23 protein-coding genes and 1 tRNA gene are annotated in these 21,726 nt (G+C 67.2%); 7 read left to right on the top strand and 17 right to left on the bottom strand.

The genetic code is table 11. The features are described from left to right. Positions 1 to 134 precede the first annotated feature (134 nt). The 6 genes from DVK07_RS09800 to DVK07_RS09770 all read right to left on the bottom strand — a co-directional run bounded on the left by DVK07_RS09800 (position 135) and on the right by DVK07_RS09770 (position 6,304). Positions 135 to 362 carry a flagella cluster protein gene (locus tag DVK07_RS09800; RefSeq protein ID WP_121596879.1) on the bottom strand — a complete coding sequence of 76 codons (228 nt, stop codon included), beginning with the start codon at positions 360 to 362 and terminating at the stop codon, positions 135 to 137. A gap of 97 nt (positions 363 to 459) precedes the next feature. Beyond that, positions 460 to 1,662, bottom strand: coding sequence for a DUF418 domain-containing protein (locus DVK07_RS09795; protein ID WP_121596878.1), 1,203 nt, complete (start codon positions 1,660 to 1,662; stop codon positions 460 to 462). 154 nt (positions 1,663 to 1,816) lie between these two features. Beyond that, on the bottom strand, positions 1,817 to 2,407 hold the full coding sequence (locus DVK07_RS09790; RefSeq protein ID WP_121596877.1) for a hypothetical protein: 591 nt from the start codon (positions 2,405 to 2,407) through the stop codon (positions 1,817 to 1,819). 483 nt (positions 2,408 to 2,890) lie between these two features. Further along, a complete protein-coding gene (locus DVK07_RS09780; protein ID WP_121596875.1) occupies positions 2,891 to 3,955 on the bottom strand; it encodes a Gfo/Idh/MocA family protein in 1,065 nt (354 codons plus the stop codon). Between the two features lie 75 nt (positions 3,956 to 4,030). After that, the gene (locus DVK07_RS09775; RefSeq protein WP_121596874.1) at positions 4,031 to 4,501 is read right to left on the bottom strand and encodes a hypothetical protein; all 471 of its coding nucleotides are present in this window, start codon (positions 4,499 to 4,501) and stop codon (positions 4,031 to 4,033) included. Positions 4,502 to 4,573: 72 nt separating this feature from the next. Further along, positions 4,574 to 6,304 carry a thiamine pyrophosphate-binding protein gene (locus DVK07_RS09770; RefSeq protein ID WP_121596873.1) on the bottom strand — a complete coding sequence of 577 codons (1,731 nt, stop codon included), beginning with the start codon at positions 6,302 to 6,304 and terminating at the stop codon, positions 4,574 to 4,576. A 163-nt stretch (positions 6,305 to 6,467) separates the two neighbouring features. Here DVK07_RS09770 and DVK07_RS09765 point away from each other — a divergent pair, with 163 nt between their 5' ends. Both DVK07_RS09765 and DVK07_RS09760 read left to right on the top strand, forming a co-directional pair. Beyond that, the gene (locus tag DVK07_RS09765; RefSeq protein WP_121596872.1) at positions 6,468 to 6,752 is read left to right on the top strand and encodes a DUF5789 family protein; all 285 of its coding nucleotides are present in this window, start codon (positions 6,468 to 6,470) and stop codon (positions 6,750 to 6,752) included. Beyond that, positions 6,752 to 7,306 (top strand): adenylate kinase, encoded by a 555-nt coding sequence (locus tag DVK07_RS09760; protein ID WP_121596871.1) that lies wholly within the window; start codon positions 6,752 to 6,754, stop codon positions 7,304 to 7,306. The genes DVK07_RS09765 and DVK07_RS09760 overlap by 1 nt, the downstream gene beginning before the upstream one ends. A 74-nt stretch (positions 7,307 to 7,380) precedes the next feature. Here DVK07_RS09760 and DVK07_RS09755 read toward each other — a convergent pair whose 3' ends face one another. Continuing rightward, on the bottom strand, positions 7,381 to 9,330 hold the full coding sequence (locus DVK07_RS09755; protein ID WP_121596870.1) for a DEAD/DEAH box helicase: 1,950 nt from the start codon (positions 9,328 to 9,330) through the stop codon (positions 7,381 to 7,383). Between the two features lie 112 nt (positions 9,331 to 9,442). Here DVK07_RS09755 and DVK07_RS23290 point away from each other — a divergent pair, with 112 nt between their 5' ends. Then, complete coding sequence (locus DVK07_RS23290) at positions 9,443 to 9,586, top strand: hypothetical protein (RefSeq protein ID WP_017344624.1); 144 nt, start codon at positions 9,443 to 9,445, stop codon at positions 9,584 to 9,586. Positions 9,587 to 10,067: 481 nt separating this feature from the next. On the opposite strand, the gene DVK07_RS09750 is transcribed toward DVK07_RS23290, so the two are convergent. The 8 genes from DVK07_RS09750 to DVK07_RS09710 form a co-directional block, all read right to left on the bottom strand. Then, positions 10,068 to 10,817, bottom strand: a complete 750-nt coding sequence (locus tag DVK07_RS09750) for a hypothetical protein (protein ID WP_121596869.1) — start codon at positions 10,815 to 10,817, stop codon at positions 10,068 to 10,070. Between the two features lie 33 nt (positions 10,818 to 10,850). Beyond that, positions 10,851 to 11,684, bottom strand: coding sequence for a thermonuclease family protein (locus tag DVK07_RS09745; protein ID WP_121596868.1), 834 nt, complete (start codon positions 11,682 to 11,684; stop codon positions 10,851 to 10,853). 141 nt (positions 11,685 to 11,825) lie between these two features. Then, on the bottom strand, positions 11,826 to 12,407 hold the full coding sequence (locus DVK07_RS09740; protein WP_008368252.1) for a hypothetical protein: 582 nt from the start codon (positions 12,405 to 12,407) through the stop codon (positions 11,826 to 11,828). Between the two features lie 467 nt (positions 12,408 to 12,874). Further along, positions 12,875 to 13,099, bottom strand: a complete 225-nt coding sequence (locus DVK07_RS09735) for a hypothetical protein (protein WP_233565401.1) — start codon at positions 13,097 to 13,099, stop codon at positions 12,875 to 12,877. A gap of 295 nt (positions 13,100 to 13,394) precedes the next feature. Continuing rightward, entirely contained in the window at positions 13,395 to 13,979 is a 585-nt protein-coding gene (locus tag DVK07_RS09725) for a hypothetical protein (protein WP_121596867.1), read from the bottom strand. After that, the gene (locus DVK07_RS09720) at positions 13,980 to 14,543 is read right to left on the bottom strand and encodes a type II toxin-antitoxin system antitoxin SocA domain-containing protein (RefSeq protein WP_158603134.1); all 564 of its coding nucleotides are present in this window, start codon (positions 14,541 to 14,543) and stop codon (positions 13,980 to 13,982) included. A gap of 109 nt (positions 14,544 to 14,652) precedes the next feature. Next, positions 14,653 to 14,871, bottom strand: coding sequence for a hypothetical protein (locus DVK07_RS09715; protein WP_233565400.1), 219 nt, complete (start codon positions 14,869 to 14,871; stop codon positions 14,653 to 14,655). A 223-nt stretch (positions 14,872 to 15,094) separates the two neighbouring features. Next, positions 15,095 to 15,168 (bottom strand) — tRNA-Tyr (locus DVK07_RS09710). Positions 15,169 to 15,330: 162 nt separating this feature from the next. Between DVK07_RS09710 and DVK07_RS09705 the strand changes: the two genes are divergently transcribed. Both DVK07_RS09705 and DVK07_RS09700 read left to right on the top strand, forming a co-directional pair. Continuing rightward, positions 15,331 to 16,233 carry a hypothetical protein gene (locus DVK07_RS09705; RefSeq protein ID WP_121596865.1) on the top strand — a complete coding sequence of 301 codons (903 nt, stop codon included), beginning with the start codon at positions 15,331 to 15,333 and terminating at the stop codon, positions 16,231 to 16,233. 91 nt (positions 16,234 to 16,324) lie between these two features. Next, positions 16,325 to 16,912 carry an NAD(P)/FAD-dependent oxidoreductase gene (locus tag DVK07_RS09700; RefSeq protein ID WP_121596864.1) on the top strand — a complete coding sequence of 196 codons (588 nt, stop codon included), beginning with the start codon at positions 16,325 to 16,327 and terminating at the stop codon, positions 16,910 to 16,912. A 50-nt stretch (positions 16,913 to 16,962) separates the two neighbouring features. Here the strand turns inward: DVK07_RS09700 and DVK07_RS09695 are convergent, their stop codons facing one another. Beyond that, positions 16,963 to 18,609 (bottom strand): succinic semialdehyde dehydrogenase, encoded by a 1,647-nt coding sequence (locus DVK07_RS09695; RefSeq protein WP_121596863.1) that lies wholly within the window; start codon positions 18,607 to 18,609, stop codon positions 16,963 to 16,965. A gap of 63 nt (positions 18,610 to 18,672) precedes the next feature. Continuing rightward, on the bottom strand, positions 18,673 to 19,692 hold the full coding sequence (locus DVK07_RS09690) for an AI-2E family transporter (protein WP_121596862.1): 1,020 nt from the start codon (positions 19,690 to 19,692) through the stop codon (positions 18,673 to 18,675). Positions 19,693 to 20,278: 586 nt separating this feature from the next. Here DVK07_RS09690 and DVK07_RS09680 point away from each other — a divergent pair. Then, positions 20,279 to 21,433 carry an aminotransferase class I/II-fold pyridoxal phosphate-dependent enzyme gene (locus DVK07_RS09680; RefSeq protein WP_121596860.1) on the top strand — a complete coding sequence of 385 codons (1,155 nt, stop codon included), beginning with the start codon at positions 20,279 to 20,281 and terminating at the stop codon, positions 21,431 to 21,433. Beyond that, entirely contained in the window at positions 21,433 to 21,717 is a 285-nt protein-coding gene (locus DVK07_RS09675; RefSeq protein ID WP_121596859.1) for a hypothetical protein, read from the top strand. Before DVK07_RS09680 ends, DVK07_RS09675 begins: the two co-directional genes overlap by 1 nt. Positions 21,718 to 21,726 lie beyond the last annotated feature (9 nt).

Below are 21,726 nucleotides of genomic sequence, written 5' to 3'. Positions count from 1 at the left end.
CGGTTCGTCTCAAGCTGGGAGGGTTCTCAGCGATCAATTCGCACTCCTCAGCGACCAGCCGTTTCAGGCGAATGTACGTCTGAAGAAGGGATTTCAACGGAGCCGACGCTCCGTATACCCGATCGCCTGTGCGCTCAGTGTCTGAACAGGTAGACGGCGTCGCCGTCGCGGAGCAGGCAGAACCGCGCGCCGTCGTTCTCAGGGAACGTCGTTCCCGTCTGCCGAGTGACGAACAGCCGCGAGAAGACGTCGTCGCAGACGGGGCACGTCATCTCCTCGCGGTTCTCCCAGAGGCTCGTCGCGCCCGAATCGCGGAGCTGTTTCAGCTCGTGGCGGTGGTCGTGGACGTCGAAGCCGGTCATAGTCGGGAGTTCGGCGGGAGGGTGTTGAACGTGTCCTCGCGAGTCTCAGTTCGGAGAACGGGCGCGGCGGGACCGCCGCCGGCGCGGGCGGCGTCGGTCAGTTCCCGAGCCGCATCGGCTGCGCCTCGCCGTAGGTGAGCGTCCGCCACACCCACTCGACGGGACCGAACCGGAAGTACCGCAGCCAGACTACCGAGAGGACGATCTGGACCGCCCAGATCCCGACCACGATCCCCATCGCCTCGACTCGGCTGACGGAGCCGAACAGCCCGAGCCCGTGCCCGTAGAAGATCGTCGTCGCGATCACCGTCTGGAGCAGGTAGTTCGTGAACGCGGTCCGGCCGACCGCGGCGAGCGCGCGCGTCACGACGCCCTCGCCGCGCCACCGGACGAACAGGGTGACCAGTCCGACGTACCCGCCGGCGACGAGGAGGCTCCCGACGTAGTTGAACTGCCGCCAGTACAGCGCGGCGCCCGCGCTCCAGTCGTTCGCCTCGATGTAGGCCACGCCCGCGACAACGATCCCGACGCCGATGACGCCGCCTGCGACGAGCCGACGGTAGAACGCCGTCGACCGCTCCCCGGTCAGCACGCCGCGCTTGTACAGCGCCATACCGAGCAGCATGACGCCGCCGACGCGCCAGAAGCTCGATCCGATGAAGCCGGACGTCTGCCGCTGGAACGAGGAGTCGACGCGGTGGCTCATCTGATCGAGCCAGCCGCCGCGGTAGGCGGCCACCTCCTGTCGGATCGCGGCCTCCGAGGGCAGCCACTGCCCGGCGAGCGCCTCGCCGCCGATCGAGACCGCGGCGAACAGCTCGATCGCGGGGATGAATAGCAGGAAGATCCCGGCGAGCCCGGCGAGCCGGCGCGCGCCGAGGTCGCGGACGAACAGCAGGAAGATCCCGGTGAACCCGTACGCGACGAGGATGTCACCGTACCAAAGCAGGTACGCGTGGAGGAGTCCGACCGCGATCAGCACCGCGGTCCGCCGGAGGTGGAGGCGGACGGCGTCTTGGCCCTTCTCCTCCTTGCTCTCGATGAACATGAGGACGCCCGCGCCGAACAGCGCCGAGAAGATCGTGATGAACTTCGACTGCGCGAACACGTGGCCGACGAACCACGTCCAGTAGTTGAGTCCCGTGAAGTCGCCGTACACGTTGGGGTTGAGCAGGGTCTGCTCCGGCATCGAGAAGACGCGGATGTTGATGACGAGGATGCCGAGCAGCGCGAACCCCCGGAGCGCGTCGAGGCTTGTGATCCGTTCGGAGGGCGGCGTGGGGCCGGGATCGCGGGTCACGAGTTGTCCGCGAGGACGGCCCCCAGCACCGAATAGGTTCCCATCGCGGACGGGGTCGGCAGCGGCCCGGGCGGGCGTCGTCGCTTGTCGGGCCCGCCGACTTCGATCGGCTCCGCCGCTGTTGAAACCCTATTCTTCAGACACATTTCGCGGTTCATTCGCTGCCTTCAGTCTCGGCGTTGAACTCGAATTCCAGTTGTCCGTCGAGGACGTGTGTTCGGTCGGGCAGCCCCGGTTGAGCGAGTTCGACGGTGCTTTCGACGACGAGTCGTGGGGCCGACTCCGGCCATTGAATAACCGGAAGGTCGATAAATACGGTCTCGTTGGCAAGTTCACCGAACCGATGGACTTCGACGACCGCGGCCCTCCCGTCGCGGAATAGCGACACGGACGGGTGGGGTTTAGAGTCCCCCATAAACGGGCCTTGGAGCGAGAGCTGTGGCGGAGTGCCGTCACCGCCTAGTGCCACGAACCGCTGTGTGAGCGATTGTAGTTCGGTGTCCTCGGTGTGCGAAATCCACGTGTGGAAATGTTCTGGGAAGGGGGCAAACCTCGGGTCAACGCCCACAGTGGCGAACTCAGTGCTGTCCTGCTGGAATTCGAGATACCGCTCGTCATCTCGGGGGTTGTCACTGGTTTGTACGACCGGATTCGTGTGTTCCGTGCGCGATTCAACGGCACTACAGCCCGCAGTGACAGCGGAGGCGGCGGTCAGGGCGGACGCGAGGAGGGCGCGGCGACGCATACATAGTGTGATTCCCAATCGTAATAATAAATTTTGGCTCCGTTGAAACCATATTCGTCAGGCATATTATTTCCTGAAACAGCCAGTCGCCGAAGAGTGCGAACTGGCCAGTCGTTTGCCATTTCAGAAAAGTTATCACAAACTCCACTTGAACTAGTTTTGATGCCCTCCAAAACAGATGGACTACTTAAATCGATTCGGTATCTGCTCTTCGTAATTGTATTTTTGCTCGGGCTTGGAGTCGCGGCACTCGGTGATATCGCTGTTGCGGTACGCGGTTACACGACAGGGATATCGACTGCTGCTCGCTCGATCGGGGGCGTAGTCGTACTTACAGAACTTGGGCTTCTTTTTTATACGGTACTTCGACCGAACGGGAACCGAGACTCAGCGAACTAACTTTATGGAGTGATTCGTGAGTTCCCTATCTTGAACGGGACTGGGGCCGAATGTATCTCTTGGAGCGGATTTCGACAGCCTCGCTCAGTCCAGCCGAACCGCCGCGCCGGTCTCGGAGGAGCGGTAGATCGCGTCGATGACGCGCTGAACGCGCAGTCCCTCCTCGACGGTGTTGAGTGTTGGCGCCTCGCCCGCGGCAACCGATTCGAGGAACGTCGCCTGCTCGGCGGCGTGGGCGTCGCCCTCGCGCGTCTCGACGGTCGCGTCCGTGAGGTGGTGGCCGCCGCCGACGCCCGCCTCGTGGACGGTGAGGTCGTCGCTGCCGCGGTCGAACGTCGCGCCCGCCTCGGTGCCGCGGACGACGAACTCGTCGGTCGCCGGCCGGTTCGTCGCCCACGCGACCTCCAGCGACACCGTGGCGCCGTCGGCGCCGCGGATGAACGCGGACGCGGAGTCGTCGACGTCGAACCCCTCGGGCCCGGCGTCGTCGCCCCACATGTGGACGTACGCGTAGTCGTCGCGGCCGCCGAACTCCGAGCGCGTCTCCCCCGAGACCTCCACGACCTCGGGGTGGTCGAGGAAGTAGAGGGCGAGGTCGATCGCGTGGACGCCGATGTCGATGAGCGCGCCGCCGCCGGCGACCTCGCTTGACGTGAACCACGACCCTCGGCCGGGGACGCCCCGTCGGCGCACGTAGTTCGCCTCGACGTGGGTGGTCTCGCCGAACCGCCCCTCGTCCTGGTAGTGTTTGATCACCCGGACCGGCTCCGCGAACCGGTTGTTGAACCCGACCATACAGAACCCCTCGGCGGCGCGGGCGGCCTCGGCGATGCGCTCGGCGCTCTCGAGCGTGTGCGCCAGCGGCTTCTCCAAGAGCACGTCGAGGCCCGCTTCCAGCGCCGAGGTCGCGTACTCCTCGTGGAAGCGGTTCGGGGTGGTGATCAGCACGGCGTCGCAGGCGTCGTAGAGGGTCGACTCGTCCTCGTGTGCGGGGAGGTCGAACTCCTCGTGGAACCGTGCCCGGGCGTCCGCGTCGATGTCCATCCCGCCGACGAGGTTCGCGCCGCGCTCGACCAACTTCGTCGCGTGGTGGGACCCGATGCCGCCGAGGCCGACGATGCCGACGGCGACGTCGTTCGGATGCGTCATGGGCGGGATTCACAACGGGTGTTTTTAACACTCACGTCCGGCAGAACGCGGTGAGTCGAGGCGCCGGTCTCCGCGTCAGACGACCGGGACGGCGCCGACCACCGACACCGCGGCGTCGACCGCCGCGGGCGACATCGAGTCGACGAAATCGAAGAGGCCGCCGAGCGACTCCGCGTTCTCGACGAGTCCGTCCCGCGCGTCCAAGAGCGCCCGGAACCGCTCCGGCTCGCGGGCGATCACGAAGCGACCGACGGACGCGCCGGTCCCGAGAAACGCGAGGAGGGCGAGCGCTCGCGAGATCGCGAGCAGTTTCAACAGGATCGGAAGGGAGAGCGCGAGCGCGAGGGCGGCGACGACACCGGTGACGACCTCGCCGAGGGATCCGCCGTCTGCGAGGTCGACGACGCCCGCGCCGGAGAGCAGGACGAACCCGCCGACGAGGAGCGCCAGCGAGCCCCACATGAACGCCGCCAAGAGGCGGACCGGCCCGTCGTACCCCCTCCCGGCGTCGTCCGGGACGTCGTCGTGGACCCACGGGTTTCGCATACGCCGACTCGGGAGCCGGCGCCCATATAGATCGCTTCAGATCTCGGAAACGCTCGGTGTGAAACCGAGCCGCTACTCACCCGGTCGCGCCCCCGTCATCCACTCGCTGGCCTGCGGTTCGGCCGGGTCGGTGACGACCTCGACGAGCGCGGGGCCGTCTCGGCCCCGAGCGCGCTCGACGGCGTCGCCGACCGCGTCGCGGTCGCGGACGCGCTCCGCGGGCAGCCCCATCCCGGACGCGACCGCGACGAGGTCGAGCCCGGTCTCCGCCCAGCCGTAGGCGCCCTCGGGGAACTCGTACGAGCGCTCCGCCTCCTCGCTGATGATCGCGTAGTCGTCGTTGTTGAGCGCGACGACCGTGACGTCTATACCCTCGCTCGCCAGTGTGTGAAGCTCGTGGACGCACATCATGAGCCCGCCGTCGCCGGTGAGCGCGACCACGTCGCGGTCCGGGTTCGCCAGCTTGGCGCCGATCGCCGACGGGAGCCCGGTGCCCATCGTCGCCCACGAGCCGGGGTTGACGTACGACCGCGGCCCGGACGCGGGGAACGAGACGAGCGTCCACAGCCGGAACCCGCCCGCGTCGGCGGTCACGACCGCCTCTTCCGGGACCGCGTCGCGCACCGCCGAGAGGACCTCGACGGAGCGGAGCGGGTCGTCGGGGCCGCGGTCCTCGGAGAGCGCGTCGAACCGCTCGCGGTCGGCCGCGCGGACGGACTCGGCGCGTTCGGCGCCGGAACGGTCGCGAGACGCCGCTCGCCCGTCGTCCGTGTGGTCGTCGAGCGCGCGCAGGAAGCGGTCGGCGTCGGCGACGACGCCGAGGTCGGCCTCGTAGCCGAACCCCACGTCGTCGCCGTCGAGCGTGACGTGAACCAGCGTCTCCGGCATCGAGACGGACCACGAGGCGGTCGCGACCGCGTCGAGGTCGGAGCCGACGACGAGGCCGACGTCTGCGTCGGCGAGAAGTTCGCGGAGCTCCGCGCTCGCGCCGCCACAGAGGACGCCGGCCGACAGCGGGTGCGACTCGGGGAGCGTCCCCTTCCCCTTGTACGTCGTCACGACCGGGGCGTCCAGCCCCTCCGCGGCCGAGCGGAGCGCGTCGCTCGCGGCCGAGCGCCTGACGCCCCCACCGGCGAGGATCACCGGAGCGTCGGCCGCGTCGAGCAGATCCGCGGCCTCCGCGACCGCGTCCGCGGGCGGAGCCGCCGGCGGCGAGGGCTCGCGGTCGCCCACCGCCGGCTGTGGGGTTCGGCCCGCGAGGACGTCCTTCGGGATCCCGACGCGGACCGGCCCCTGCGGGTGTTCGCGCGCGGTCCGGATCGCCTCGGCGACCGCGGGGACCGCGCCCGCGGGCGAGTCCACGAGGACGTTCTCCTTGACGACGGTGTCGTACGTCTCGGGCGGCGTCTCGTGGATACCGTCGCCGCCCCGGACCGATCGCTCCGTCTCGACGGCGAGGTGAAGCAGGGGGACGCAGTCGTTCAGGGCGTTCTTCAGCCCGTTCATCGCGTTCGTGTCGCCCGGGCCGGGGACGACGCAGGTGGCGGCCATTTCGCCCGGCTCGCTCGTCTCGGCGTACCCCCACGCCTGATGGGAGACGGCGGTCTCGTGGCGGGCGACGACGAACCGCGCGTCGCGGTCCGCGAGCGCCCGGTTCAGCGGGAGGGTCTGCTTCCCGGGGATGCCGAAGACGGTCTCGACGCCGCGGTCGAGCATGGCGTCGACGACCGCCTCGGCGACGGTCGGGGGCAGGTCGTCGGTCGCGGCCGGATCGGCCGCGGGCGAGGGCTCGTCAGCGTCCATGTCGCGAAGTCACCGGAGTGTGTGTTGAAAGCTTCGCCCGACGACGGTCCGCGGTCGGGTCCGTGCTGCCGGCGGGCGCGCGCGAAGGGAAACGGCCGGGAGACGCGACGACCCCCCGCGGTACATACACACTTATACTCACGTGCGTTGTCATATGGTATGAATGCGCTTACCAGAGACGCGGGACCTGTTCGCGAGAAAGCTGGAGTTTCCGGCACCCCGAAGCGAGGTGCTGGAGACGGTCGGTGACACGGAGCTGTCGCCGCCGGACGGGGAGTCCACGACGATCCGGGCGGTCGTCGATCGGTCGGACGTCGAGACGTTCGACTCGGCGGACGACCTCTACGACACGCTGATGATGCTCGTCGGCGCCCAGTTCATCGGGCGCCGGTACTACGACGACCGCGGCGGAATGCCGGGCGACGAGGAGAACGAGGTGAGCTTCTGATGTCGGTCACGCTCGTGTCGGGGGTCAACGGCGTCGGCCTCTCCAGCGTCTGTCAGGCGGTCCGACGCGGACTCGGAGACGGGTACAAGCTGATCAACTTCGGCGACGCGATGCTCGAACAGGCGGCCGCGATGGGCATCACGACCGAGCGGGCCCAGCTCGGCACGCTCTCGCAGACAGAGACGCGTCGCCTCCAGCGCCGCGCGGGCGAGTTCGTCGCCGAGGAGGCGGCGACGACGAACGTGATCCTCTCGACGCACCTCGCGGTCGAAACGCAGACCGGCTACGTCCAGGGGCTCCCGGTCGAAGTCCTTCGGGACGTCTCGCCGGACGCGTTCGTCCTCGTGGAGGCGGAGCCGGCGACGATCCTCGAACGAAGGCGGGAGAGCGACCGCGACCTCGACGGGGTCACCGAACGCCGGATCGACTTCGAGCAGGACCTCAACCGGTCGGCGGCGCTCCAGTACGCGAGAGACCAGAACGCGCCCGTTCGGTTCGTCGAGAACGAGGGGGAGATCGAAACGGCGGCCGAGCGCCTGGCAGACTCGCTCTGACCGGGCGACTCGGGTCGACCCGCACCGCGGGTCGAGGAGGTCGCCTCCCGGGCAGAGGGGGACCGCGTCCCCGGTCACTCCGCGACGTTCGTCTCGCGGACGCGGACGCCCTTCCGGCCGAGGTGCCGCATCTGCCGCTGGGCGAACTCCTCCTCGCTCGACCCGCGCGTCGCGAGGACGTAGACGAGCGCGGAGCCGGTCGGGCGCATCGTCCGGCCGGCGCGCTGTGACCCCTGTCGTCGGGAGCCGCCGAGGCCGCTCGCGACGACCGCGAGCTCGGCGTTCGGGAGGTCGATCCCCTCGTCGCCGACCCGCGAGACGACGAGGACGTCGAGCGAGTCGGCGTCGCGGGGGCCGTCGTCGGTGCCCGCGGCGTCGCCGTCGCCACCGTCCTCGGCGCGGAACCGCCGGAACAGCTCCGCGCGCTCGTGGTGCGGCGTCTCGCCGCTGACGAACGGGGCGCCGAGCGCGTCGGCGATCGCCGCGCCCTGGTCGAGGTACTCGACGAAGACGAGCGCCTTCTTCTCGCGGTGGGCGGCCAACAGGTAGCGGATCTCCTCTATCTTCGCGGGGTTCTCGGCCGCGAGGCGTCTGCGCTCGCGGCCGTCCGCGGCGGCGTACTCGCTCTGGGCCAGCTCGTCGCGCCACGGCACGTAGCGGATCTCGACTTCGGGCTCTTGGACGAAGCCGGCCTCGAACAGCGCGTCCCAGTCGGCGCCGATCGGCCCGCCGATCAGGGTGTAGATATCCTCCTCGCTGCCGGTCTCGCTGACGGGCGTCGCCGAGAGCCCGAGCCGGTGTTTGCTCTGGAGCTCGGCGGTCCGGGAGTAGACGGGGGCGGTGATGTGGTGGGCCTCGTCGAAGCAGATCAGCCCCCACTTCCGGGAGTCGAAGAGGCTCCGGTGGCGGTCCATCCCCGCGATCTGGTAGGTGGCGATCGTCACCGGGCGGATCTCTTTGGTTCCCCCGTGATAGAGCCCGACATCGGCGGGGTCGACCGTGGAGTGGTCGAGCAGCTCCTCGCGCCACTGGTCGGCAAGTTCGCGCGAGGGGACGAGGATGAGGGTCTCGCCGCCCACGGCCGCGATCGTCGCGATGGCGGCGACGGTCTTGCCGGAGCCGGGCGGGCCGACGTACACCCCCGATTTGCGGTCGAGGAACGTCTCCACCCACGTCTCCTGGTAGTCCCGGAGGTCGGTCGTGAGCTCGATCGAGACGGGCTCGCCGGTCTCGAGGTCGCGGTCGTCCTCGACCGGGTAGCCCGCGTCGTACAGCGCGCGCTTGATCTCGGCGACCGCGCCCTCGTTCACCCACGCCTCCGTGTCGGAGATGGGCGCGCGGAGGTGGTCGTCGTCGAGGTGCTGGTCGGCGACGTTCCCCATCAGACTCTCCGAGGCGGCCGTCAGGACGACGTAGCCGTCCTCGTGGGTCGAGAGCCGGAAGCGGTGCGCGCGGCGCCACTGGTCGCGCACCCACTCTTCGAGGTGTTCGAACCGGCGCGGGAGGACGGAGCGCAGCGCGTCGACGAGCGCGTCCGCGTCGTCGAACGGCGCGGCCCACACGTCCTCCTGCCGGATCCGGTAGAGGTAGCCGCGCGTGCCGGGCTCGGTACCGGTGGTGTCGACGAGGTTCGCGAACTGCGAGAGGCGCGCGCGGGTGTACTGGGTCGGCCGGTCGACGACGAACTCGCGGCGCTTCGGGAAGGCGACGACGCGCTCGCGGCTCGCCAACGCGCCCCAGTCGCGCGGGTAGAAGACGACGGGGTCTGCCTCGACGTCGAGCCGGTCCACGTCGCCGCGGTCGACCAGCGCGGCGAGGGCGTCGCGGGCCGCGGCCTGCGTCGTGCCGAGTCGGCGGGCCACCTCGCTCGCGGTCGCGACCGGGCGCTCCTCGGCTTCGAGCGCCTCGTGGAAGCGGTCGAGGGAGAGGTCGTCGGCAGAGCTGTCGGGGTCGGGAGTCGCGTCGTCGGTGAGAGCGTCGCATCCGGAGTCTTCGCCGGCGTCGTCGCCGGTGTCGTCGGTCATCACCGCCGCTTCGGCCGCGAGGCGGAAAGGGGTAGCGTCACCGGGTGGGCGGTCCGGGCGGCCGGTGCTCGGCACAAAACATATACGGCGGATTCGAAAAACGTTCGGCCCCATGCTCGACGCTGAATTCGAAGTGTGTACCGAGTGCGGCAACCTCCACATGGAAGGCGGGGCGGGCCCCCGTGACGTATCGGAGTGCGCGGTGTGCGGCGGCCGCGTGAGCGACGTCGAACTCGACGACATCATCGGGTTATAGCTCCCGAGAGGCTTTCGGGCGAGTCGATGGCGTGTCCGAGACGGCGGCCCGGTCAGCCATTTATAAATAGCTGCTATCGTCGACCCGGACATGCCCGCCGAAGCCCCTATCGATCGGCGATACGCGATCGACGACTCTGCGGTGAACACCGCCAAAGCCCCAGCCGTGAGGGCGGCGTACGCTCGCTGCGCGCTTCACTCGGTCGCTCACTGCGTTCGCTCCCTCGTTCCAGTGCTTACGTCGCCTACGCCGCCCTCACGGCTGCCCCTTTGAGTCCCGCCCCGCACAGCACCGCAACCTCACACCTCCCCAGCCTCGTCGCTGGCACCCTCCGCTTCGCTCCGGGGCCAGCGACTCCCTCGCGCGTGCTCCTCGCGCCCGCTGGGCGCTCGGAGGCACGCGCCACCGCACCGCAGATCCGCGGCTGAGTGGTCGTCGTTGCTCGGCAGTCGTTTATAAATAGATATACGAAGCTTGGCTGCTACCGACCCGGTGACCGCTGCCGACACCGCCGCGAGGTGATCCCCTCCTTCGAGCGGAACCGGCAGCCGCAGTCGGTACAGCGCACGAACGGCTCGCCCGGTTCGGTTTCGAGGCGATGCTCGCCGACCTCGAACGGGCGGGTGACCGTTCGGGGGCGGATCCGATCGGGGATCGGGGTCGAGGCGGCCTCGCTCAGCGCGGCCCGAACCGCGATGGTGTCGACGTCGACGCCGTCCCACCGCGACGCTTCGAGGGCGGCCTCGCGGTCCGCCACCTCGGTCCAACCGGTGACGACGACCGGGGAGTTCGTCTCCGTGTCACCCACGACCACGACGAAGCGGACGCCGCCCTCGACGAGGGCGAACCGCCAGCCGTCGGTGCTGTTCCACCGGAGCTGTCCCTCGCGGATCGCGTCGCTCACGGTGCGCGTCGAGACGTACCGACCGGGCTGTTCGAGCCGCTCGCGGAAGTGGTCGGTGAGCGCGTACAGGGAAGGGTCGCGCACCGGGGGATCCTCCGGCGTTCGGGCGGCGGACTCCCCGCCGCGGTGCGAGTCGATCGATCGATAGTCCGCGGATCGGTCGGATCGGCCGGCGCGAGCGCGGCGACGCGCGGGCGACTCCGGCGGCGACCGAGGCCGTACGTCGTCCTCTCGGCTCGCGGCGGCGGTCGTGGAAGCGGTCCGACGCTCCGTCGATCCGGGCCCGAGGGGCTCCGCGTCCCCCGACCCGCCCTGTCGGGATGCCACTACGACACCGTACCGAGCGCGCTCTTAAGTGTGTTACGCCGCCACAGGGGGAGCGGCCGCGTCGACCCCGAACCGGGGGAGCGACTCGCAGGCCTCGCCGTCGCCGTCCGCGTCGAGGCTGTGCGGGTCGCCAGCGGTCCGGTCGAGGACCGTGTTCGCCTCCGCCCGCGTGTCGAAGTCGCTACAGTCGTAGTCGCCGTCGGGCGGGAGCGGCGGGAGGTCGGCGTCGTCGACCTCGCTCGCGTCGGTCGGGTAGTCGGACTCGTCGAAGCTCCAGAGGCCGACCCCGCGCTCCATCGCGTCCGCCTCGGCCGCGGCGTACGCGTCGCGCAGCGCGAACTCGGTGTCGTACAGCCGCGCGTACCCCTCCGTCAGCAGCCGCTCGTTGAAGTCCTCGCCGTCGACGTAGATCACCGCGAGGAGGCGCCCGTAGCTCCCCCGGCGGTCGCCGCCCGTGACGACCGTGACCTCCTCGCCGGCGAGCTCCGACTCCGCGAACGCCGACGCCTCGACGCCCCACGCCCGGAGGTGCGCCCGGCCGGCATCGGTGTCCGGGATCCCCTCGAACTCGCCGGGCGAGGTCGAATCCGCGCTCGTCTCGGGCGTGTCGACGCCGAGCAGCCTGACGGTGTCGACCTCGCCGTTCGGGAACTCGACCTCCATCGTGTCGCCGTCGACGACGCGGACGACGGTGCCCGTCCAGGCCGTGTCGTCCGGGTCACTGGGGTCGACGCCGTCGGGGTTCTCGGGCGGTGATTCGAGGTCGGCAGGTGGCGAGTCGGAGCCGACGTCCGGGACCGGCGCGCCGGCGCAGCCGGCCAGCGCGACGAAGAGGACGACGGCGATCGGCCGCCAGCGAACGCTCATACCCACCCGTCGCCGGGAGCCGTGAAAAGTCGGGTGGTGGCGGCCTTACCCTCACGCTCGGCCGCGATCGAGCGGTTTCGCTGTTACTTTTCAGCGCCTAATATTCTCGGTTCTGTTGTGAACCACTTCTAGAGTTACAGTTCATTCAATCCCTAATGATGTCTCGTCGGGTTCTGATTGAGTAAATATCCACATAGCTCCTGAAGCAAACAGTCCCACATAACTCATCAGCGCAGCGCTTAGCCCGTATGTGATGAGTTCACCACCAGAAATTGGGAGTTGATAGTAGCCACCAGTCTGAAAAACACCGACGAGCGTCACAGCGGTCCCTAATATTGCGGCAAGTATGGATACAGCTGCTGTTTGGACATGTGTCTGACTTCGCCATTCGGAAAGCGTCATCTCAGACGACTTCGGTTCAACCTCAACATCTGGTGGAATAGGCCAGCTTGACTCAGGACGATCGAGCCAGTAAATCTTCCCGTTGTTGACCTCTTGAAGCTGTAGTACGTCCCTCTCATTCAGTTCTTTTAGTCGAGTCCGTACAGTGTCATCACTAACCGATCCTCCGAGGGCAGCGTGCATCTGAGAAACATTATAGAACGGTCGGTCACCAAATTCAAACTCCTCAGCAACTCGTTTCTGTGTCAGGTCTTTATTGTAATTTGGTTCCTCAATTCTGGAGGAGATCCAATCTGGTAATTCATCCTGTTCACTCTCCATAGAGCAAAAACAGCACGGGAGGTCAAAACTTTCCTCCCATTCTACATTCGTCGAAGTAGGTTCCCGAATTGTAGAACCGGATTCTTCGTTTGTCGAACTAAGGAGTTTCAGCCTGTTATAACGGCTCTTACGCCGTTGTAGGTGTTGATGCATTCCAACAGCATCAACATGAGCAGACGAAAGGTGATTAGTGATGACAATTAGTGCTGAAGCACTGCTGGGGTGTCTGGTATTCGTCCTCTTCAGCGTGCTATGGATTTACTTCCGTGGTATGTCTCCGACAGGATTTTCGGCACAAGCGAACCTCGTAGCATTCCTGTCGGCTTCAATCGCTGGTGTCGCTGTTTACGTCAACGCAAAATAATACTGGACAGCATACACCACATTCAAACTCTATTTATTCACTCACTTGAGATCAGATAGTTCTTTAATTGCTCAATTTCTTGCTATAATTCTTCAATTTCTCTTTAGAGCGCCTGTTGCTCCAGTTCGGCCTCGATGTACAGCGAGAGGTCCATCCCCCGCCGCGGTGACGCCGGCTCCAGGTAATCAGCAGCGCCAGCGTTGGCGCCCATCATCCCCAGCACCTCGCCGAACGACATCTCTGCCTCCGGCCGGAGCATCCGCTGGAAATCCTCCAGTTCCTTCGCGCGCTGCTCCACCATCATCTGCTGCGTCCTCCTTGGCGGCACACCTCGAACGAGCCGGTGTTTAAATAAAGACATAAGCCATGTCCGATGAGTAAAAGTGAAACATGTCTCTCCAATCCGCCTATCGCGAGGATCTGCGTGAATTGGTCGCCGCGATCGACGACCACGGGATCTTCCGTCCCGGTGAACGTGAAGCGTGGGACTAGGGGATCGAGCAGGCCGACGATATGAGCGAGCTGATGATGACGGGCGAGGCCCTACACGCGGCGATGGTTGACCGGGACGGCGTTGACGAGGTCGTCAGCGAGCATACTGAAGAGCGGACGCAGGCGTTCGTCTAATCAAATAGTCCGTCGTCCACGATCTCCGTCTTAGCGTCTTCGGGCATCAGTTCGTTCAGGTCTTCTTCCATTGATCTAGGGATGTTTCCTTCAAGTAGAAGGTACTCGTCGCCCCAATCTTCGTTAGTGACAGCACATCCGTCTACGTCACCGACGAGATTATACACTGAGCTTTTCACACGTTCTATTTCGAATCCCTGAGCCAAGTAGGGAATCTGAATCTCGAATTTTAGGTCCCTACTTGCGGGATCCCGACCACAAAGAGCTGAATCGTAGTTGTCCCAGTGATCTATAAAATGGAAGTACAACTCATCAATATTGGACCTCTGTCCCTGATCGTTAATACCCGGAGTAAGTTCAAAACAGATAATATCCTGCGTACTGCCAGACACGTGGCACGTTTTCAAACCTTTCAGATTCTTACTCTTGTACTTACCCTCACGGACTGGATTCTCGATTATCTTTATAATCTGCTTTCGATAGCTGTCAAAGGACCCACCACTTTTCAATTTGTCAACTTGCTCTTCGAATTTTTTGTCCCAATTGACATCCCACGGGGTGTCAGTCGGCAATTCCGACATCTAAGAGCTAAGGAGATTCTCTAAATCAGGGTCATCAACCGGGTCGCGATCGGGCTCGCCGATACGATTACGCATCTCAGGAGGCATGATGACCTCGTCAATATACTCTGCGAAGTCCATCTCCTCCTCCTGGTCAAAGTTCTGCCAAAGCCAAGAGTCCTTGGCGTGTTTGACAAGCTCATCAGTGGACATCCGACGAGTCTCCTCATGGATGCGGCTGATGAGATATTCTTTCTTCGGCGAGAGATCTCCCCCATCCAGACTAGTGGCATACTGCCCGTCCTCCCGGATCTGGACTCTGCCCTCGGACTTTAGATCATCCAAAGCCTGCCGCACTACCTCAGAGAACGGACCATACATATACGGGATGAAAGTAGCATCCGTCAATCGCTGGCCCGTTTTCTGAGCAGTGTATATCTCCCCGTAGAAGATTAACTTCTGTATCCGTTTCTCATAGAGTCCCTCATACCGCGAAAGGAACTCCACGATTATCTCCTTTAGCTCCTCCTGATCGTCCTCATCTAGACTCACCTGAGGATCGTCAGAGGGGTTACTGGGAGCCATGTCGTACAACACCCATTCAGCCCGGATGGGGCATAAACTTGGTGTAACTGGCCTATGAAACATCGACCGGAATAAACGCTCTAAAAACGTAATAGGGCCTATTAGCCGATCAAATCCCCAATATTCTAACAAATGGGTGTACGACACGCTTCCATAGTTGATCGAGCGGCGTCGAATACGGCGTCATATGCTCGATCACGTCGTCAAGCGCGACCAGCAGACCGATGAACGCGAAGCCCGAGGCGGTCGCCGGGTAGTACGGCCAGGTCGACGTGAAGCCGAACAGCGACAGCGCCACGCCTACGTAGAAGTGGTGCGGCGCCGGCACATCGGAGTTAATCTCTCGCCAGGAGTAAAGCCGTCAGCCGCTCGCTGTCGCTCACAAGTGTAGAAATTCAGTCCGCCCTCCCCGAATTGAACTCGCCGAGACAGTCCGGGCGTGCGGCTCGCTTCGCTCGCCGTTCCGGGCTGTGACTCGTCTGCTCAATTCGGGTCGGTCGTCCCTCTCGGTCAGCAACCGCTCGCTGTCGCTCACGGTTGCTGAGGTTCAGTCCGCCCTCCCCGAATTGAACGGGGGACAAGTCGATCTACAGTCGACTGCTCTACCAGGCTGAGCTAAGGGCGGTTACCGAAACATAGCCGCCGGATTCGACTTAAGGGTTCCCTTTCAGAGCAGGTGTGATCCGCCGTACCGCGGCCCCGATCGCGGGACTCGAACGCCGCTCTCGTCGCGTCCGGAGCGCGCTCGCCGCGCGGCAGTTAAGTCGCTCGCGGCGGGAGCGGGGACATGGCCGACGGCGACGACAGACAGGCGACGTTCGGGTCGGACGGGAGCCTCGAAACCGAGACGACGCCGGACGCGACGGGCGAGAACGACTTCGGCGAGGAGAAGGAGCCCAACGAGACGGACGGCGGGTACAGCCGCTACGTCGTCTCCAGCCTCCTCCAGAAGGCGGTCCGACGCTCCGACGAGGAGGTCGCGGCGTGGGCGGCGTGGGAGCTCGCGCGCTCCGGCTACGCCTGGAACCTCTGGGACCGGCTCAACCTCTACGTCGTCGAGGACCTCCGCGCGGGCGACGAGGTCGCGCTCCTGATCGAGCGCTACGAGGAGCTCGCCACCGAGCGCTGGGAGCCGGACGAATGGAAGGGCCGGCTCTGTGCGGTCCACGCCGCGCTCGCTGCGGCCCGCGCGCGCTCGACCCGGGAGGCGTCGAACGCGGACGCCTACTTCTCCGCCGTCGCCGAGGTCCGGGCGGAGGCCGGCGAGCGCGGCGAGGAGCCCGCCCACGACTTCCCGATCGGCGACCTCGAACCGGAGGGCAAGTTCGACGCGGTCTTCGACGGCCACACCGGCGAGGGGTCGAAGCGCGGGCGGGGCACCCGATTCTTCAAGACCCACGGCGCCCGCGTCGGCCCGGAGGGCGAAGACGAGCGGAGCGCGCGCTGGCAGCGGCTCGCGATGATACTCGACGAGGAGACCGAGTACGACGCCGACGAGCTCGACCGCGCCGTCGAGCCGGTCGATCCCGACGACCCGTGGGAGGCGTCCGACCCCGAGGAGTCGGACGGCGAGGGATCGGGCGCTTCCGACACGAGCGGCTCGGAGGGCGACATCCCCGACGTGGACACCTCCGGGGATGACGACGTCGGAGGCAACGGCGCCGGATCGCTCGAGGACTTCGCGGAGTAGCGGCGCCGGGTCACGGTCGGGGTCGCGCGCGCGAGGCCCGTCGATCCCCGCTTCCGCCAACTCTTATGCGTCGGACACCGTTGTGTCGCGCATGACAGATGTCGCAATCGTCGGCGGTGGACCGGCCGGACTGAGCGCGGGACTGTTCGCGAGCAAGAACGGCCTCGACACCGTCCTCTTCGACACGGACGAGACGTGGATGCACAAGGCGCACCTGTTCAACTATCTCGGCGTGGGCTCGGTCGGCGGCAGCGAGTTCATGGCGACCGCGCGCCAGCAGGTCGACGACTTCGGCGTCGACCGCCATCAGGGCGAGGAGGTAACCGGCGTCGAGTCGGCCGGTGACGGCTTCACGGTCTCGACCGAGGAGGGCGAGTACGACGCCGACTACGTCGTCCTCGCGACGGGCGCGAACCGCGACCTCGCGGAGGAGCTGGGCTGCGAGTTCGACGACGACGACACCGTCAGCGTCGGCGTCTCGATGGAGACCAGCGTCGAGGGCGCCTACGCGACCGGCGCGATGGCCCGCGCCGAGGAGTGGCAGGCGGTCATCTCCGCGGGCGACGGCGCCGCCGCCGCGCTCAACATCCTCTCGAACGAGAAGGGCGAGCACTACCACGACTTCGACGTCCCCGACACCGCGGCGTCCGTGTTCGGCGACCTGATCGACGACGAGTAGCTCCCCGCTTCCGTATTTCCGTCATTTTTCTCCGGCGACCAGATACCCGATCAGCGACGCGACAGGCGCCGCCGCACCGCGTCGAGCGAGCGGCCGACGCGCCGCCCGACTCCCATCGCGGCGAAGGCGCCGCGAACGAACCAGTCCGTCGGGATCCGCTCGGGGAACGTCAGCGGCCCGACTCGCGAGACGCCGACGGTCCGCGTCTCCGTGTACCGCTGAATCCCCTCTCGCCCGTGCCGGCGGCCGAGCCCGGAGTCGCCGAACCCGCCCATCGGCGCGTCGACGGCGCCCCAGGTCGCGAGGAACGCGTCGTTGACGTTCACCGTGCCGCAGTCGATCTCGCGGGCGATCTCTGCGCCGCGCTCGCGGTCCGCGGTCCAGACGCTCGCGTTGAGTCCGTACGGCGAGTCGTTGGCCGCGTCGACCGCGGCCGCCGCGTCGGGGACCGGCGTCACCGCGGCGACGGGGCCGAACGTCTCCTCGCAGGCGAGCGTCGCGTCCGGGTCGACGCCAGTCAGGACGGTGGGTTCGTAGCAGTACGGCCCGACGTCGGGGCGCGCCCGGCCGCCGGTCTCGACGGTCGCGCCGCGCTCGCGGGCGTCCGCGACGTGCGACTCGACGCGCGCCAGCTGGTCGGCGTCGACGAGCGAGCCGAGGTCGGCGTCGTAGTCGTACCCCGTCCCGAGCGTCAGCGCCTCGGTCTCGCGGACGAACGCGTCGAGGAAGGCGTCGTACGCGGACTCGACGACGTAGACCCGCTCGGCGGAGAGGCAGAGCTGGCCGGCGTTCGAGAAGCAGGCCTGGACCGCGCCGCGGGCGACCTCCTCGACGTCGGCGTCCCCGAGTACGACCAGCGGGTTGTTGCCGCCGAGCTCCAGCGAGCAGCCGATCAGGTTCCGGCCCGCGCGCTCCGCGATGGTCCGCCCGGTCGCCGTGCTGCCGGTGAACGCGACGTAGTCGACCGCGTCGATCAGCGGCGGGCCGACCTCGGGGCCCTCGCCGGTGACGACCTGGAAGAGGTCGTCGGGGAGGCCGGCGACCTCCAGCAGCTCTGAGAGCAGCAGGGCCCCGTACGGCGTCTTCTCGTCGGGTTTGAGCACGACCGCGTTGCCCGCGACGAGCGCGGGGATCGCGTCGGCCATCGACAGCGTGAGCGGGTAGTTCCACGGCGAGATCACGCCGACGACGCCGACCGGCTCGCGGGTGACCGTCGCCGTCGTGATCCCGGGCGCGACGCCCCGGCGTCGCTCCTCGGCGAGCGCGTCCGGGGCCTCGCTCGCGACGTACGAACAGCCGGTCGGCACGTCGAACAGCTCCTCGACCGCGGTGCGGCGGGACTTCCCGGTCTCGACCTGAAGCACGTCCAGTAGCTCCTCGCGGCGCTCCGCGACGAGGTCGCCGAACCGGTCGACGACCCGGGCGCGCTCCGTCGCGGGCGTCTCGGCCCACGCCGCCTGCGCGTCCCGGGCGCGCTCGACCGCGGCCTCGACGTCGTCGGCGTCGCAGGCCGGCACGCGGCCGATCCGCTCGTCGGTCGCCGGGGCGAACACGTCGATCACGTCGGGGTCACCGCTCGGGCCGTCGCCGTCGTCCGCCGGCCGCGAGCGCGCCACGCGGTCGGCGAGGCCGTCGAGCCGTCGCGCCGCGAGCGTCGGCGCGTCGCCGACCGCGGTGGGAGTATCCGTCGAGGACATCAGATACCGAACGGACGGTCGGCGGAGGGAAAGCCGTACCGGCGGCGGAGGCGGGCGGGCGTGCTACTCGGCCGCGTCCGCGGTCCCGTCGGCCGGCTCCGGCGAGGCACCGTCCTCCGAGAGCATGTCGATCACCTCGAGCAGCAGCGACACGACCAGCGGGCCGACGATGACGCCGACGGCGCCGAGCGTGAGGATACCGCCGACGAACCCGACGAAGTAGAGCCCGGGAGAGATCTTCCCGGCCCAGCCCGCGAGACGGGTCCGGATCACCGCGTCGGGCACGAACGCGACGACGACGAGCCCGATCACGATAACGGCGACCGCCCGGGCGGTCTCGCCGACGAGGAAGTCGCCGGCCCCGAGCGCGACGATCAGCACGCTCGGCCCGACGACGGGGACGAACTGGAGGACCCCCGCGATGACGGCGAGCAGGACGGGCGAGCCGTAGCCGAGGAGCCGGAACACCGCGAGCGCGAGGACGAACGTGCCCGCCGCGGTCGCGGCCTGGAGCACGTAGATCGAGTACAGCGTCTCCCGCGTCCGCTCGTGGAGCCGGATCGGGATGTCGTGGTACTCCGCGGGGACCACGCCGAAGACGGCCGTTCCGACCGCGCCGGGGCGATAGAGGATGCCGTACACGAGGAACGTGAACACGACGAGTTCCAGGACGAGCACCGGCGCCGCGCCCGCGACCGCGATCGCGACCCCCCGGATCCACGTCTCGGCCGCCGCGACGAACGGCGCGATCTCGACGACCGTCTCGAAGCCGCCGACGCTGATCGGGACGACGTCCGGGATCCCCTCGAGGATCGCGATCAGCTGAGAGCGGCGCCGGTACAGCGCGTACAGCAGCGGCGCCACGAGGAGCGTGGCGCCGACGAACGCGACCGCGGTGGCGACCGCGCACGCGATCCGCCGTGAGAGTCCGTGGCTGACGAGCCGCTGCCGGAGGGGATAGAGGACGTACGCGACGGTGACCGCGAACACGACGGTCCGCAACACGTTCGCCAGCACGACCGCCGCGAGCGCCGCCAGAGAGACGAGCAGCGCGGCCAACAGCCGCTGCCGGGTGAGAACCATGTGTCCGAGTCGCAATCACCGACGAAAGTCGTTGCGGTGGCCGCGGCGACCGCGAGTTAGCTTTTAAATGTTCGCGGCCGGTGGCGACAATTGCTTATAAAGAACAATGCGGTCGGCGCGTGCCGACGAGCGGCCGAAGGCCGCGAGTCGCACGCGCGAGGGAGTCAGTCGCCGGAGCGAAGCGGAGGCGACTGACGAGGCTGGGGAGGCGTGAGGTGCGGTCGCTGTGCGGTCGGGTGGGACTCAAAGGGGCAGTCGCGAGGCGGGCGCAGGCGACGCAAGCACTGGAACGAGGGAGCGAACGGAGTGAGCGACCGAGTGAAGCGCGCAGCGAGCGTGCGCCCGCCTCGCGACTGGGGCTTTGGAGGAGTTCACCGCCGATCCGCGATCAGCTATTTATAAGCAAGCGACTGGGGCTTTGGAGATGTCCACCGCCGCTCGGCGATCAGCTATTTATAAGCAATCAATTGTGATCTGGAAGCGTTCCCCGTCGACTCGCCGGAACACCACCACGGAACGCATCTGTCCGCTCCTGACTGCCACCGATAACCACAGCACCTAACCTCACGCCGGCCCGACACCGAGTATGCGCATCGACCCGTTCGGCCTCGAACGCTGGTTCGCGGAGCACGAACACGAGGCCGACATCATGCTGGCCGAAAGCGGCATCCGGTCGCTCGACGCGAGTCGGTTCGACCTCGATCCCGGGAAGCTCGGCTACGTCATCCCGACGAACGGCGACCCCGAGTTCCGGGCGTCCGTGGGCGACCGCTACGACCGGTCCGCCGACGAGGTGCTCTTCACCTGCGGCACGCAGGAGGCGAACTTCCTGACGTTCCTCTCGCTGCTCGGCGACGAGGGCTCAGTCGGCGGAACCGGCGAGACAGCTGGCGTCGGCTCCGGCACCCACGCCGTCGTCGTCACCCCGACGTACCAAGCGCTCCACGCCGTCCCCGACGCGTTCGGGGACGTGACCCGCGTCGAGTTGGAGCCGCCGGAGTGGGAACTGGACCCGGACGCGATCGCCGACGCCGCGCGAGACGATACCGCCGTCATCGTCGTCAACAACCCGAACAACCCGACCGGGAAGTACCACGACGAGGCGGCGATGCGGGCCGTCTACGACGTCGCGGTCGAGCGCGACGCCTACCTGCTCTGCGACGAGGTGTACCGCCTGCTCGCCGAGGAGCCGCAGCCGCCGGTCGCGAGCTACGGCGCGCACGGCATCTCGACCACGAGCCTCACGAAGGCGTACGGGCTCGCCGGACTGCGGTTCGGCTGGATCGCGGGCCCGGAGCCGGTCGTCGAGCGCGCGTGGCGGTGGAAGGACTACACGACCATCTCGCCGAGTCTGTTCGGCCAACACGTCGCGAAGCAGGCCCTCGGGCGGCGCGAGGACCGCATCCTCTCGGAGAACCGCGAGCTGGCGAGCGAGCACCGCGACCGGGTCGCGGACTGGGTCGACGAGCACGACCTCGACTGGCTCGACCCGGTCGGCGTCAACGCGTTCGTGACGGTCCCCGAGGGCTTCGACGACGCCGAGGCGTTCTGCCGGACGGTCGTCGAGGAGGCGAGCGTCGTCCTCGCGCCCGGGAACCTGTTCGGCTTCCCGAACCGGTTCCGGATCGGATTCGGGCTCCCGACGGAGGAGTTAGAGGACGGGCTCGACCGAGTGAGCCGCGTGATCGAAGCGCACGCGACGGCGTCCGACTCGGCCGCGGCGACCGGGGGTGACGCCTGATGGGGCTGTTCGGCGACCTCAAAGACGACGTGGTCGAGTTCGTCCGCGACCCGACCGACGAGCAGAAGATCCTGGTGACCGCGGCGCTGTCCATCGCGGTCGCGGACCGCTTCTTCTACGCCATCGACTTCCCGTTCGTCGTCCGGACGACCGCCGCGGTCGGCGTCGGCTTCATCGTCATGTTCCTCGTCAGCTACCTGTACACCGGCCAGCTGGTCCCGCCGGACGGAAACGTCGACGACGACGAGGAGCCCGAAGAGTACGTCGACGAGCTCGACCCGTAGACGCTTTTT

The organism is Halorubrum sp. Atlit-26R, from assembly GCF_003666015.1.
Classification (GTDB): domain Archaea; phylum Halobacteriota; class Halobacteria; order Halobacteriales; family Haloferacaceae; genus Halorubrum.
This window is presented reverse-complemented; position numbering and strand designations above follow the sequence as displayed.